The following is a 13,751-nucleotide window of genomic DNA, read 5'->3' on the forward strand; positions in this document are numbered from 1 at the left end:
CCGGGCCGGCGCCTGACCTGCGTCGGCCCGCCCCCCTTGCCGTACCTACGGGAACCAAAGACACGGGATTTATCTGCAATGCACAGAAGGACCCTGCTCGCGTCCGCCCTCGCGGCGGCCGCGGCCCTCAGCCTGACCGCCTGCAACAGCGACGACAACAAGCCCGCCGCCGACGTCTCCGGCGGCACCGCGGCCAAGCCGATCGTCACGCTCGACAGCCCGATGGAGAAGCCGGACCTCGTCCTGACCGACACCAGCGGCAAGAAGTACGACCTGCTGGAGAAGACCAAGGGCCATCCGACGCTGGTCTACTTCGGCTACACCAACTGCCCGGACGTCTGCCCGCTGACGATGGCCAACATCGCGGTCGCGGTGAAGCAGCTGCCGCCGGCCGAACGGAAGGATCTGCGGGTCGTCTTCGTCACCTCCGACCCGGAGCGTGACACCCCGGCCGCGCTCAAGAAGTGGCTCGGTGGCATCGACAAGGACTTCGTCGGTCTGACCGGCAAGTTCGACACCATCCAGGCCGGCGCGCGCAGCGTGAACATCGGGATCGAGAAGCCGGTCAAGAAGAAGAACGGCGATGTCGTCTCCACCCACGGCGCGCAGGTTCTGCTGAGCTCCCCCAAGGACGACAAGGTCCACTGGATGGGCATGCAGGAGGCGACCTCCGACAACTACACCAAGGCACTTCCGAAGATCGTCAAGGGGCAGAACTCGTGAACCGCCGCACCACCCTCGCCGCCGCCCTCACCCTCACCGCCGGTCTCGTGCTGGCGGGCTGCGGCGGCGACAGCGCCCCACAGCTCAAGGTCGCCGACCCGTACATGCCGCAGCCGGTCGACCAGAACATGGCCGGCGCGTACTTCACCGTCAAGAACAGCGGCGGCACCGCCGACAAGCTCACCTCGGTCACCAGCGACCTGTCCAAGGACATCACGATCCACAAGACGGTCGGCACCAAGATGGAGCAGGTCAACTCGCTGGCGATACCCGCGGGCGGTGAGCTCCGGCTCAGCCGTGGCGGCAACCACCTGATGTTCATGGGCCTGAAGAAGAAGCCGGCCGAGGGCGACAAGGTCACCGTCGAGCTGCACTTCGCCACCGCCGGTCCGATCAAGGTGACGGTCCCGGTCAAGGCCGTCACCTACGCGCCGAAGAAGTAGCAGAGGACCGAAGAACCGCACAGGCCGTACAGACAAACGGGAGTAAGGGGAGCGATCACTATGGTCACCACCGGGCTCGGGCCGCGACGGTCCGCCGTGCTGCGCCTGCTGGTCGTCGCGGTGGCGCTGGCCGGCGCGCTGATCGGCGCGCTCGGCGGCGCCGCTCCGGCCTCGGCGCATGCCGCGCTGACCGGGAGCACGCCCGCGCAGGGCTCGGTGGTGGACCAGGCCCCCGAGCAGGTGACGCTCACCTTCTCCGAGGGCGTCGCGATGGGCGACAACTCGATCCGGGTGCTGGATCCGCAGGGCAAACGGGTGGACCGGGGCAAGCTGCGCAACCTGTGCAGCGACAGCATCGTCAAATACGGTGCGGGGCTGCCGCCGGGGCTCCGCGACGGTACGTACACCGTTACCTGGCAGGCGGTCTCCGCCGACAGCCACCCCGTGGCCGGCGCCTTCACCTTCTCGGTCGGCGCGCCCTCCAAGACGGCCGCCCCGGTGCCCGAGCAGAAGGTCGGCGGCGGTCTGACCGGCGCGCTCTACGGCATCGCCCGCTACCTCGCCTACGCCGGGTTCGTGCTGCTCGTCGGCGGCGCCGCCTTCGTGCTGGCCTGCCGGCCGGCCGCGGCCCTCGTACGGTCCGTGCAGCGGCTGGTCGTGCAGGGCTGGGCGCTGCTGGCCGGCACCACCATCGCGATGCTGCTGCTGCGCACCCCGTACACCGGGTCCGGCGATCTCGCCGACGCCTTCGACCTCGCCGGTCTCCAGCAGGTACTGATCACCAAACCGGGCGCGGCGCTGGTCTCCCGGCTGCTGCTGCTCGCCGCGGCGGCGCTGTTCGTGGCGGTGCTCTTCGGGACGTATGCGCGGCTCCAGGAGCCGGCGGAGGAGTCGGCAGAGGAGCCGGAGGACGGCGGGCCGGGCGAGGCGGGTGAGGCAGCCACTGACGGTGCGGAGAAGGCCGCGGAGGGCGCCGGACAACAGGCCGTGAACGCCGCCGAGCAGGCCAGGCAGCGCAAGGACCTCACCTTCGGGCTGGGCATCGGCGGCGTGATCGTCGGCGCCGGGCTCGCGGCGACCTGGGCATTGGCCGAACACGCCTCGACCGGTCTCCAGCCGGCCGTCGCGATGCCGGTCGATGTGCTGCATCTGCTCGCGGTCGCCACCTGGCTGGGCGGACTGGCGGCGCTGGTCGTGTCCCTGTACTGGGGGCCGCCCGTCGAGCGGACCGCCGTACGCCGCTTCTCGCGGATCGCGTTCGGCTCCGTGGTGGTGCTGGTGGCCACCGGCGTCTACCAGTCCTGGCGGCAGGTCGGCTCCTGGCGCGCGCTGACCGACACCACGTACGGGTGGCTGCTGCTGCTCAAGGCGGCGCTGGTCGTGGTGCTCGTCGGGATCGCCTGGGTGTCGCGGCGGTGGACGGGACGGCTGGCGGAGGTCCAGGCAGCGCAGGCCGAGGCATCCGCGGTCCGGGCGGCGGAGGCCCGGCCCACGGAGACCCAGGCCTCGGAGACCGGGAGCCAGGATTCGGAGACCCAGGATTCGGAGGCTCGGGCGGCGGAGGCTGACGGAGCCGCCGAGAAGGACAGGAAGGCCGAGAAGGCGACCGTCGGTGTCTCGGCCGCTGCCCGCACCGGTAACGGGATCCTCACCGACAGCGGGGCCCCCACCGGTGACAGTGCCCCCGCCAGTGACAAGGCCCCCGCCGGAGGCACCACTACTGACGGCGAGACCGCCGGCGAGGAAGCCCCCGACCCCGCCCGCGCCGCCCAACTCGCCCGTCAGCAGGCGGCATTGCGGACCGCCCGTACCAAGCGGGAGCGCGATGCCGATCCGGAGCGGCTGGGGCTGCGCCGGTCCGTGCTGGCCGAGGCGGCGGTCGCCGTCGTGGTGCTCGTGGTGACCACGGTGCTGACCGCCACCGAGCCGGCCCGTACCGAAGAGGCGGTCAAGGCCACAGCGGGCGGGCAGTCCACCACGGGCAACCAGCCGCAGGTGCTGAGCATCCCGTTCGACACCGGCGGCCCGCACGGCAAGGGCACCGCCCGCCTCGACCTCGACCCCGGACGCAGTGGCAGCGCCAACGCGCTGCGGCTGCGGATCTCGGACCCGTCGGGCAAGGCCGTCGACGTCCCCGAGGTGAAGGTCTCCTTCACCCAGAAGGCCAAGAAGATCGGTCCGCTGCCGGTCGTCCCGAAGCACGCCGGCAAGGGGCACTGGCGGGCGAACGGGATCCAGCTGCCGGTCCCCGGGCAGTGGCAGCTGTCGCTGCTCGTACGGACCTCCGACATCGACCAGGTGACCGAGACCAAGAACGTGAAGATCGGCTGATGAGCAAGCAGACGTCCAGCAAGAAGGCACCCGGGAAGAAGGCCCCGGGCGCACAGTCCGCCGGGCCGGACGGAAAAGCAACCGTGCCCGCTCCGGCCGCTGCCCCGGCACCCGAGACCGACGGCGCCCCCTCCCTGGAGTTCTCCCGCCGCCGGCTGCTCGGTACCGTCGGCGCGGCGGGCGCCGCCGGGCTGGTCGTCGGCGGGGCCGGTGGCGCCATCGGGGCGTCCGCCGGGCAGTCGTCCGCGCAGGACGCCGCCAAGGCCGTGACCACCATCGGCTCGACCGAGGTTCCGTTCCGGGCGGCGCGCGCCGGGCAGCAGGCGGGAATCACCACCCCGTTGCAGGCCACCGGGCATCTCGTGGCCTTCGACCTGGCACCGGGCGCGGACCGCAAGGCCGCGGCCGCGCTGCTGCGCCGCTGGTCGCGGACGGCCGAGGAGCTGATGGCCGGGCACACCCCGGACGCCGACACGGGGGTCGCGCTCGACGCGGGCCCGTCCTCGCTGACCGTCACCTTCGGCTTCGGCCCCAGCTTCTTCGGCCGTACGGGCCTGACGAAGCGGCGCCCCGTAGCGCTCGACCCGCTGCCCGACTTCTCCGCCGACGCGCTGGACCCCGAGCGCAGCAACGGCGATCTGTGGATACAGATCGGCGCCGACGATGCGCTGGTCGCCTTCCATGCGCTGCGCGCGCTCCAGAAGGAAGCGGCCGGCACGGCGCGGCTGCGCTGGCAGATGAACGGCTTCAACCGCACACCGGGCGCCACCGCGCGCCCGATGACCGCCCGCAACCTGATGGGCCAGATCGACGGCACCAACAACCCCAAGCCGTCGGACCAGGACTTCGACGAGCGGATCTTCGTGGGGCGGGACGCCGACCAGGACTGGATGCACGGCGGCTCGTACGCCGTCGTCCGCCGGATCCGGATGCTGCTGGACGACTGGGAGAAGCGTTCACTGCACGAACAGGAGAAGGTCATCGGGCGCCGCAAGGACAACGGGGCGCCGCTGACCGGAGGTTCCGAGACCACCCCGATGCGGCTGGACGCGAGCGGCTCCGACGGGCTGCCGGTCATCCCGGCCAATGCGCATGCGCGGATCGCGGCGCCGGAGTCCAACCAGGGCGCGGCGATGCTGCGCCGCCCGTTCTCCTTCCACGACGGGTTCCGGGAGGACGGCGCCCCGGACGCCGGACTGCTCTTCATCTGCTGGCAGGCCGATCCGCTGCGCGCCTTCACCCAGGTCCAGCGGAAGCTGGACCGCGGGGACGCGCTGTCGCGGTTCCTGCGGCACGAGGCGAGCGGGCTGTACGCGGTGCCCCCGGCCGCCGAGCCGGGCGACTACGTGGGCCGCCCGCTGCTGGAGGGCTGAGAAACCACCGGCCGGGAGGCGGCCGCCGGAAAGGGGCCCTGTGGTGAGCGGCCGCGCGGAGCCGGACTTCCGGGAGACGACGGCCGGGGCCGGCCCTCCGCTGAGCAGCTCGGACCGGCCCTCCAGGGAAGTCCCGCCCGGCCTGCGGAGGGCTGGGTATCGTGGCGGGACAGGGAGAAGATCGGCGGGGTGCCCCCGCAGCTACGCGAGGGAGTCCGTTTCCATGTCGGCCAGCCGCTATACCTATCTCGGCCCCGAGGGCACGTTCACAGAGGCCGCGCTGCGCACCCTTCCGGAGGCGGCGACCCGTGAGCTGATGCCGATGGTGTCGGTGCCCGCCGCCCTGGACGCGGTGCGCGCCGGTGAGGCCGCCGCGGCGCTGGTGCCGATCGAGAACTCCGTCGAGGGCGGGGTGACCACCACCCTCGACGAACTGGCCTCCGGCGAGCCGCTGATGATCTACCGCGAGGTGCTGCTGCCGATCGCCTTCGCGCTGCTCGTCCGCCCCGGTACGGTCCTCAGCGAGGTGAAGACGGTGACCGGGCACCCGGTCGCCCAGCCGCAGGTGCGCAAGTGGCTGGCGGCCCAACTCCCGGAGGCCGTATGGGAGTCCGCGGCCTCGAACGCCGACGGGGCGCGGCTGGTGCAGGAGGGCCGCTATGACGGCGCGTTCGCGGGCGCGTTCGCGGCGGCGACGTACGGCCTGGAGCCGCTGGTCACCGACATCCACGACGCGCAGAACGCGGCCACCCGCTTCGTGCTGGTGGGCCGCCCGGCCCGGCCCGTGGCGCCCACCGGCGCCGACAAGACCTCGGTCGTGCTGTGGCTGGCCGAGGACCACCCCGGTGCCCTGCTCGAACTGCTTCAGGAGTACGCGGTGCGCGGGGTGAACATGATGCGGATCGAGTCCCGGCCGACCGGCGAGGGCATCGGTCGCTACTGCTTCTCGGTGGACTGCGAAGGGCATGTCACCGACCGCCGGGTCAGCGAGGTGCTGATGGGCCTCAAGCGGATCTGCCGCGAGGTGCGGTTCCTCGGTTCGTATCCGCGGGCGGACGCGGTGCCGCCGACCGTGCGGCGGGAGATGACGGACACCGCGTTCAGCGAGGCGTCGGACTGGCTGTCGCGCTGTCTGGACGGGCGGGGCTGAGGCGGATCCGGGTGCTCCTCGGCGGAGTCGGCGGGCGCTGCGGAACGGCACGACCTGCGGCTTTGGACGGCCTGTGGGTTATCCACAAAGTTATCCACAGGCTCGGTTCTCGACCTGTGGGTAAGTCGACACGAGAGTCGGACAGAGTCGACATATCGCCCTACTGACCGCACACCATTCCACAGCACCCCACCTCGGACACCGTCAGCACAATTCACGCGATCAATCCTTTAGGGCGAGGTGATCCCACACGAAAGAGTGCGTGAACGGGGTTTGGACAGGGAATCCATAGCCGAGCATTTCGGGAGCGGAATGATCAGCTCCGACTTCCACAGATCTCACACACAGCCTGTGGATAAGATTCCCGAAACCCCGCCCCCCTGTGGACAACCAGGGGCTCCCAGGGGATAACCGCGACCCGGAACCCCCTCCGAGGCCCGCCCAACTCCCCTTGTCCGCACCATGGATCACCCGGCACGGAGAGCGCGAAAAGCCCCATCGCGGACACTGCGAAGATCTCGTGACGGACACCGCGAAGCCCCTCCCCGCGAGCCACCGCAAAGGACCCCCGGCCGACCGCGGCCAAGCCCGCCGCCAGAGCACCCCGCCCCCCGGAATGCGGAGGAATTCCCCGCCCGTTTTCACCCCGCCCCATCTCTCACCTCAAGGGAATAAATAACCCCAAAACGGGCAAAATGACATGCCGGGGAATATCACGTCGAGGGGTGGGGCGCGGCCCGGTAGCCTGGTGGGGTGATTGACCTTCGCCTGCTCCGTGAGGACCCCGACCGTGTGCGCGCGTCCCAGCGCGCCCGTGGAGAGGACGTCGCACTCGTCGACGCGCTTCTCTCCGCCGACGAACGGCGCAGGTCGTCCAGCGTCCGCTTCGACGAGCTGCGTGCCGAACAGAAGGCGCTCGGCAAGCTCATCCCCAAGGCCGCCGGCGACGAGAAGGCCGTGCTGCTGAAGAAGGCCGGTGAGCTGTCCGCCGCCGTGAAGGCCGCCGACGCCGCACAGGACGAGGCCAAGGAGGAGACGCAGCAGCTGCTGCGCCAGCTCGGCAACCTCGTCCACCCCGACGTGCCCGTGGGCGGCGAGGAGGACTTCTCCGTCCTGGAGACGCACGGCACGATCCGTGACTTCGCCGCCGAGGGCTTCGAGCCCAAGGACCACCTGGAGCTCGGCGAGCTGCTCGGCGCCATCGACGTCGAGCGCGGCGCCAAGGTGTCCGGCTCCCGCTTCTACTACCTCACGGGCGTCGGCGCGCTGCTGGAGCTCGCGCTGGTCAACGCCGCCATCGCGCAGGCCACCGCGGCCGGTTTCACGCCGATGCTGACCCCCGCCCTGGTGCGCCCGCGCGCCATGGAGGGCACGGGCTTCCTCGGCCAGGCCGCGGAGAACGTCTACCACCTGGAGAAGGACGACTACTACCTGGTCGGCACCTCCGAGGTCCCGCTCGCCGCGTACCACATGGACGAGATCCTGGACGCGGCCAAGCTGCCGCTGCGCTACGCCGGTTTCTCGCCGTGCTTCCGCCGCGAGGCCGGCACCTACGGCAAGGACACCCGCGGCATCTTCCGGGTCCACCAGTTCGACAAGGTGGAGATGTTCTCCTATGTCGCGCCGGACGACGCGCAGGCGGAGCACCAGCGGCTGCTGGACTGGGAGAAGCAGTGGCTGACCGGCCTGGAGCTGCCGTTCCAGGTGATCGATGTCGCCACCGGTGACCTCGGCTCCTCGGCCTCCCGCAAGTTCGACTGCGAGGCCTGGATCCCCACCCAGGGCAAGTACCGCGAGCTGACCTCGGCCTCGAACTGCGACGAGTTCCAGGCCCGGCGGCTCTCCGTCCGGATGCGCGAGACCGTCGACGGCAAGCAGAAGGTCTCGCCGCTGGCGACCCTGAACGGCACGCTCTGCGCCGTACCGCGCACGATCGTGGCGATCTTCGAGAACCACCAGCAGGCGGACGGCTCCGTGCGCGTCCCCGAGGTGCTCCGCCCCTACCTGGGCGGCCGGGAGATCCTGGAGCCCATCGCCAAGTGAGCTCATCCGCTCCGCAGCCCTACAAGCTCATCGCGACGGATCTCGACGGGACGCTGCTGCGCCACGACGAGACCGTCTCCGAGCGCACCCGCCAGGCGCTCGCCGCGGCCACCGCGGCGGGTGCGGCGCATATCGTCGTCACCGGCCGGGCCGTGCCCTGGACCCGGCACATCCTCGACGCCCTGGACTACAAGGGCCTCGCGGTGTGCGGACAGGGCGGTCAGGTCTACCACGCCGGCGAGCACCGGCTGCTGACGTCGGTGACGCTGGACCGCCAGCTGGCCGGTCTCGCGCTGGCCAAGATCGAGGCGGAGACCGGTCCGCTGCATCTGGCGGCGAGCCGGGACGGCCTGGAGGGCGAGGTGCTGGTCGGCCCCGGCTACCGCGTCCAGGAAGGCCCGCTGCCGAACGTCATGCTGGACGACCCCGGCGAGCTGTGGGCGGCCCCGCTCAACAAGGTCTACATCCAGCATCCGACCCTGGACGACGATGCGCTGGCGCTCGCCGCGCGTCAGGTCGCCGGGGATCTGGTGGGCGTGACGGTGGCCGGCGAGGGCATCGTCGAGCTGCTGCCGCTGGGGCTGTCGAAGGCCACCGGACTGTCGCTGGCCGCGCGCCGGCTGGGCGTGACCGCCAAGGAGACGCTGGCCTTCGGCGATATGCCCAACGACATCCCGATGTTCGCCTGGTCCGCCCGCGGAGTGGCGATGTCCAACGCCCATGACGAGCTGAAGGCCGTCGCGGACGAGCTCACCGCCTCCAACGAGGAGGACGGTATCGCGATGGTGCTGGAGCGGCTCTACCTCTCCTGACGGCCCTCCGGCTCCGGATCCGGCTCCTGCTCCTGCTTCAGGGGTGGTTCCGCGGCCGGATCCCGGAGTGATTCCGGGTCCGGTTCCGCGTGCCGATCGCCGTACTCCTGCTCCGGTGGCGCCCCGTCGGCCGCCGCCGGGGTCAGCGGCCAGGCCGCAAAGCCCATGACCAGCGCGATGGCATGGCCGAAGTCGGTGAACGAGGCCCCGGTCAGCAGCGGAACGGCGAAGAAGATCAGTACCGCGGCGAGATAGCCGTAGCGCCACGGCGGCCGCAGCCGGTACGTCAGCACACCGGCGGCCGCCGCCAGCCCGTACGAGACACCGATGTCCACGACATGGGTCATCGAACGCGGCAGCCGATGGCCCTCGATGGCCAGCAGGACGAGTTCCTGGCTGGCGAGGGTGGCCGCGATATGCGCACCGCCGACGGTCAGCAGCCAGCGCACGCTGCCCGTCCAGCGCTCCACGTTGGCATGCACCAGCTCGAACATCACCACGTAGAGCAGGAACGACGAGGGGCGTTCGATCCAGAAGCCGCTGATCAGCAGCGACGGCAGCGGATGCTCGTTCAGCTCGTGGATGTTGCTGCTGGTGCGGTGGACGAGGAACTGCCCCAGTCCCTCGGACGCGGAGGCGATGACCAGGCTGGTGATGCCGATGACCAGCAGCCAGATATGGGTGCCCGGGCTGCTGCGCACCCAGTCCGTCACCCAGGTCAGGGGGTTGCCGGGGAACGGCCGCCGGCCCCCGCGGGGCGGCTCCGCCGGCGGCCTCACCGGCGGCGTCCGGAGACGGCGGGGGAGAGGGTCACCAGCGGGCCCGCCCCCTTGATGTGGCGGATGCGGGGCGCGCTCTCCATCGCCCGTACGCCGGGCAGCGCCGCGACCCGGGTCGTCAGGTACGTGTAGAGCGCGCCGACGTCCCGGCACAGCACGGACGCGAAGAGGTTATTCGGACCGGTGGTCGCGCAGGCGAAGGCGACCTCGGGGTGGACGGCCAACGCCTCGCCGGTGGCGGCGAGTTCGGCGGGTGCGACGGACAGCCAGAGGGCGACCATCACGCCGTGGCCGAACTGCCGCAGGTCGTAATCGACGTCGTAGTAGAGGACCCCGTCCGCGCGCAGCTCCGCGAGCCGGCGGCGGACGGTGGTGGGCGACCAGCCGGTGACGGCGGCGAGTTCGCCCAGTGGCGTACGGCCGTCCTGGGCGAGCGCGTCGAAGAGCCGGCGGTCGGCGTCGGTGAGCGTCGCCGGGGCGGCGGGCGGGTTGGGCGGGGGCGGGCTCAGTTCGGCGATCTGGGTGTCGGTGAGCGCGCCGGACTTGCTGATCAGGCCCTGCGGGCCGCCGAAGAACTCGTGCAGCAGGCAGTGCGCGGTGACGCCGACGACGCTCGGGGTGCGTGGCAGCTTCTGAAGCAGCAGCGCATCGCTGTGGTCGCTGCTCGCCGCGCGGCAGACCGCGGCGATCTCGGTGCCGCCGGACATCAGACTCACCCAGGAGGTGTCCGAGCGGCGGGCCAGCGCCTCGGCGACGGAGACGGCGGCGTCCGGCGTGCACTGGACCCGCACCATCCATTCGATTTCGCCCAGCGCCCGGGCATCGGCCAGCCCCAGCACCTTGAGCGCACCGGTGGTGCGGTGCCGGGTGTAGCGCCGGGCGACGGTCTGGTCGGAGACGCCGAGCACGGCGGCGATCCGGCTGAACGGCGCCCGGCCGTCCAGTTGCAGCGCATGCACCAGTTGGCGGTCGAGGGCGTCGAAGCCGGTGGTGGAGCCGGTGGTGGGGACGGTGGAGGTGGTGGGACCGGTGGAGCTGGCGGGGCCGTCGAGGGGCCGGTCGGTGGTGGCTCTCCCGTGGGCCGTTCCGTCGGGCTTCCTGTCGGTTTTCACCATTCGAGGCTAGCGCGTGTCGGATTGCGCCGCCGGGAGCGCGGTGGCTGGGAGAGCAGGCGGCTCGGGCCGCACGGTGGCGTCGGCAATACGGGGCGGCGCCGCTGAGCGCCGCGTCGGCAACACGAGCGGAGGAATGATCATGGTGAGCGCACCGGAGCGGGGGACCGCGGCGGGCGGCCGGGCGACGGGCACGGGCGGGGGATTGGGCGGGAGACCGGGCGGTGGGCCGGAGGCGGGTCCGGATGCGGGAACGAATGCGGGTCCGGATGCGGGAACGGATGTGAGTCCGGATGCGGGTCCGGAGGGGAGACGGGCCGGGAAGTGGTGGCCGCTGGTCGCCATCACCCTCGGCAACTTCCTTCTGCTGGTCGATGTGACGATCGTGAACACCGCGCTGCCGCGGATAGCCGACGGTCTGGGCGCCTCCTTCACCTCGCTCCAGTGGGTGATGGACATCTACGCGCTGGCGCTGGCCGCGCTGCTGATGGTCGCGGGCTCGGCCGCGGACCTCTTCGGGCGGCGCCGGCTGTACGTGGCCGGGCTGGCGCTGTTCGCGCTCGCCTCGCTGGCCTGCGGTCTGGCCCCGGACGCGGGCACCCTGGTCGCGGCCCGCGCCGTGCAGGGCGTGGGCGCGGCGGCGATGTTCGCCACCAACACCCCGCTGCTGATGGCCGCTTATCGGGGCCGGGACCGTGGTGTGGCGTTCGGTGTCTGGGGTGGCACGAGCGGTGCCGCGGCCGCGATCGGCCCCGTACTGGGCGGCCTGCTCACCGAGTACGTGGACTGGCGGGCGATCTTCCTGGTCAATCTGCCGCTGACCGCCGTCGCGGTGTGGATCACCCTGCGCCGGGTACAGGAGTCGCACGGCGACCTCGCCCGGCCGCGAGCGCACTCGGCCGGGGCGGCCCCCGTCGCCCGTATCGACTGGCCGGGTGCCGCCTCCTTCACGGCGTGCGCGGGCGCACTGACCTACGGGCTGATCCGCGGCGGCGAGCAGGGCTGGACGGAGTCCGGGACGCTCGCCTCGCTCGGCGGCGCGGTGCTCGCGCTGCTGGTCTTCCTCGTGGTCGAGCGGCGGGTGGCCCGGCCGCTGCTCGACCTGCGGCTGCTGCGCCGGCCGTCGTTCGCGGCGCTGCTGGCGGCGGCGCTGCTGCTCCAGGCCGCGGCGTTCCCGTATCTCACGTTCGTCGGGCTGTGGGTGCAGAACGTCGTCGGGCTGAGCCCGGTGCAGGCGGGACTCTCGGTGACGCCGATAGCGCTGATGTCCCTGCTGGTCGGGGCGCTGGGCGGGCGGTCGCTCCAGCGGATGGCCCCTCAACTTCCGGTCGGTATCGGCCTGTTGCTGGTGGGTGCGGGCGCGCTGTTGCCGTGCGCACTGCTGGACGACGACTCCGGCTGGGCGGCGCTGGTCCCCGGGCTCGCGGTGAGCGGGCTGGGCATCGGCATGGCGATGCCGGTCCTGGTCTCGGCGGCGCTCGGCGCGGCGCCCCCGGAGCGGGCGGGCATGGCCAGCGGCGCCGTGAACACCTTCCGGCAGCTGGGCTACGCGCTGGGCATCGCGGTCCTCGGCACCGTCTTCGCCAGCGCGCTGCACGGTGCCGCACGGCCCGGCGCCTCCCGTACGGCGGTCAAGGCCGCGTACGTCTCCGGGCTGACGGACATCATGCTGATCTCCGGGGTGGTGGCCCTGGCGGGCGGGCTGCTGGTCCTTGCGGTGGTACGGCGCGGGGAGGACGGCGACGGCGGTCCGGCCGAGCACTCCGCGGCGGGCGTGGCGGCCGCTCCGGTACGGGAGGGCGCGGATGCCGCTCCGGTACGGGAGGGCATGGATGCCGCTCCGGTGCGGAAGGGGGCGGGGGTGTAGCCGAGGGAGAACGACTGGTGCGGGTCGGCACCCGGAACCGTACGGCCGTACGCGGTTCCGGGTTGCCGCCCTGGGCCCTGTGCCGATCTTCGCCGCACCCCACACCCAAGTCAATCCTCAGGTCTTCTTCCAAATCCCTTAGTAATAGCTTGGGTTGAGGGCTACCGTACGCGGGTGACCCTCGATGATCTGCGTGCTTTCGTCGCCGTATGCGAGGCCGGCAGCCTCAGCGCCGTCGCCCGCGATCTCGGCTGCACCCAGTCGGCCGTCAGCCAGCGCATCAAACGCCTCGAACGGGAGGCGGGCATCGATCTGCTGGAGCGCCGGCCGCGCGGTGTGGCACCGACCCAGGCGGGCCTGATCCTGCACCGCGCGGCGGCGGACGGCATCGGCGGCCTGGATCTGGCGCTGCGCCGGCTGGCCGATCTGCGCGCCGGCGACGGCGGCACGGTCCGGGTGACCACCGGCGCGACGACCGTCCGGCACTTCATGTCCGAGGCGGTGGTCGCCTTCCGCACCCGCCATCCGCACGTCAACCTGGAGTTCCGGACCGAGAGTTCCAGCCGCCGCTGCTTCGAGGCCGTCGCGGACGGCGATTCGGAGCTGGCCTGGATCACCCTCGGCCCGCCGGTCGCCGGCATCGAGCAGCATCCGGTGGTCCGCCTGCCGTGGGTGCTCGCCGTACGCGCCGACGACCCGCTCGCCGGCCGGGAGCGGATCGAGCCAGAGGAGCTGGCCGGTATCCGGCACATCCGGCTCCCGGAGAACTCCACGTCCCGTATGCGCCTCGACGGTCACCTCGGCCACCGGGAAGCCGGCCCTGTGCCGCCCCCGAGCACCACCAGCGTCGCCGACTGGGACACCGCGCTGCTGCTGGCCGAACTCGGCGTCGGCCCCGCGGTCGTTCCCCAACTGCCGGGCCTCCAGGCCACCGCCCACCCGGCGCTGCGGCTGATCCCGATCGCCTCGCTGCCCCCACTGGCCACCGGCTGGGCGGTACGCCGGTGGGAGGCGCTGAGCCCGGCGGCGGTGGCGTTCGCGGAGACGGTCACGGCATGCCAGGGCGGCGACGCGGAGAGCTTCAGGCCCTGACCACCGGCTCCTGGATCTCGGTGACC

At 71.9% G+C, this 13,751-nt stretch carries 11 protein-coding genes; 9 read left to right on the forward strand and 2 right to left on the reverse strand.

Annotation, left to right across the window (positions count from 1 at the left end):
- Positions 1-78 precede the first annotated feature (78 nt).
- The 7 genes from M8I34_RS00235 (at position 79) to M8I34_RS00265 (ending at position 8,875) form a co-directional block, all read left to right on the forward strand.
- Positions 79-723 (forward strand): SCO family protein, encoded by a 645-nt coding sequence (locus M8I34_RS00235; protein ID WP_250047120.1) that lies wholly within the window; start codon positions 79-81, stop codon positions 721-723.
- Positions 720-1,166, forward strand: coding sequence for a copper chaperone PCu(A)C (locus M8I34_RS00240; protein ID WP_250047121.1), 447 nt, complete (start codon positions 720-722; stop codon positions 1,164-1,166). Before M8I34_RS00235 ends, M8I34_RS00240 begins: the two co-directional genes overlap by 4 nt.
- 60 nt (positions 1,167-1,226) lie before the next feature.
- Complete coding sequence (locus M8I34_RS00245; RefSeq protein WP_250047122.1) at positions 1,227-3,497, forward strand: copper resistance protein CopC; 2,271 nt, start codon at positions 1,227-1,229, stop codon at positions 3,495-3,497.
- On the forward strand, positions 3,497-4,870 hold the full coding sequence (efeB, locus tag M8I34_RS00250) for an iron uptake transporter deferrochelatase/peroxidase subunit (protein ID WP_250047123.1): 1,374 nt from the start codon (positions 3,497-3,499) through the stop codon (positions 4,868-4,870). The genes M8I34_RS00245 and efeB overlap by 1 nt, the downstream gene beginning before the upstream one ends.
- Before the next feature lie 223 nt (positions 4,871-5,093).
- Entirely contained in the window at positions 5,094-6,020 is a 927-nt protein-coding gene (gene pheA / locus M8I34_RS00255) for a prephenate dehydratase (RefSeq protein ID WP_250047124.1), read from the forward strand.
- Positions 6,021-6,773: 753 nt separating this feature from the next.
- Positions 6,774-8,063 (forward strand): serine--tRNA ligase, encoded by a 1,290-nt coding sequence (gene serS, locus M8I34_RS00260; RefSeq protein ID WP_250047125.1) that lies wholly within the window; start codon positions 6,774-6,776, stop codon positions 8,061-8,063.
- The gene (locus M8I34_RS00265) at positions 8,060-8,875 is read left to right on the forward strand and encodes an HAD family hydrolase (protein WP_250047126.1); all 816 of its coding nucleotides are present in this window, start codon (positions 8,060-8,062) and stop codon (positions 8,873-8,875) included. Before serS ends, M8I34_RS00265 begins: the two co-directional genes overlap by 4 nt.
- Here the strand turns inward: M8I34_RS00265 and M8I34_RS00270 are convergent.
- Positions 8,863-9,588: a rhomboid-like protein gene (locus tag M8I34_RS00270; protein ID WP_374210835.1), complete on the reverse strand. Its 726-nt coding sequence runs from the start codon at positions 9,586-9,588 to the stop codon at positions 8,863-8,865. The genes M8I34_RS00265 and M8I34_RS00270 overlap by 13 nt on opposite strands.
- A gap of 62 nt (positions 9,589-9,650) precedes the next feature.
- Positions 9,651-10,769 (reverse strand): Lrp/AsnC family transcriptional regulator, encoded by a 1,119-nt coding sequence (locus M8I34_RS00275; protein WP_250047127.1) that lies wholly within the window; start codon positions 10,767-10,769, stop codon positions 9,651-9,653.
- Between the two features lie 139 nt (positions 10,770-10,908).
- Here M8I34_RS00275 and M8I34_RS00280 point away from each other — a divergent pair, with 139 nt between their 5' ends.
- Positions 10,909-12,633, forward strand: a complete 1,725-nt coding sequence (locus M8I34_RS00280; RefSeq protein ID WP_250047128.1) for an MFS transporter — start codon at positions 10,909-10,911, stop codon at positions 12,631-12,633.
- Between the two features lie 174 nt (positions 12,634-12,807).
- A complete protein-coding gene (locus M8I34_RS00285) occupies positions 12,808-13,725 on the forward strand; it encodes a LysR family transcriptional regulator (RefSeq protein ID WP_250047129.1) in 918 nt (305 codons plus the stop codon).
- Positions 13,726-13,751 lie beyond the last annotated feature (26 nt).

Origin of the sequence: Streptomyces sp. MCA2 (assembly GCF_023544705.1) — a bacterium.
GTDB lineage: Bacteria > Actinomycetota > Actinomycetes > Streptomycetales > Streptomycetaceae > Streptomyces > Streptomyces decoyicus.

Bases quoted from the DNA above. Each gene is read 5' to 3' on its own strand.
- M8I34_RS00235 (WP_250047120.1), top strand. From the start codon at position 79: ATGCACAGAAGGACCCTGCTCGCGTCCGCCCTCGCGGCGGCCGCGGCC.
- pheA (WP_250047124.1), top strand. From the start codon at position 5,094: ATGTCGGCCAGCCGCTATACCTATCTCGGCCCCGAGGGCACGTTCACA.
- efeB (WP_250047123.1), top strand. From the start codon at position 3,497: ATGAGCAAGCAGACGTCCAGCAAGAAGGCACCCGGGAAGAAGGCCCCG.
- M8I34_RS00245 (WP_250047122.1), top strand. From the start codon at position 1,227: ATGGTCACCACCGGGCTCGGGCCGCGACGGTCCGCCGTGCTGCGCCTG.
- M8I34_RS00275 (WP_250047127.1), bottom strand. From the start codon at position 10,769: ATGGTGAAAACCGACAGGAAGCCCGACGGAACGGCCCACGGGAGAGCC.
- M8I34_RS00280 (WP_250047128.1), top strand. From the start codon at position 10,909: ATGGTGAGCGCACCGGAGCGGGGGACCGCGGCGGGCGGCCGGGCGACG.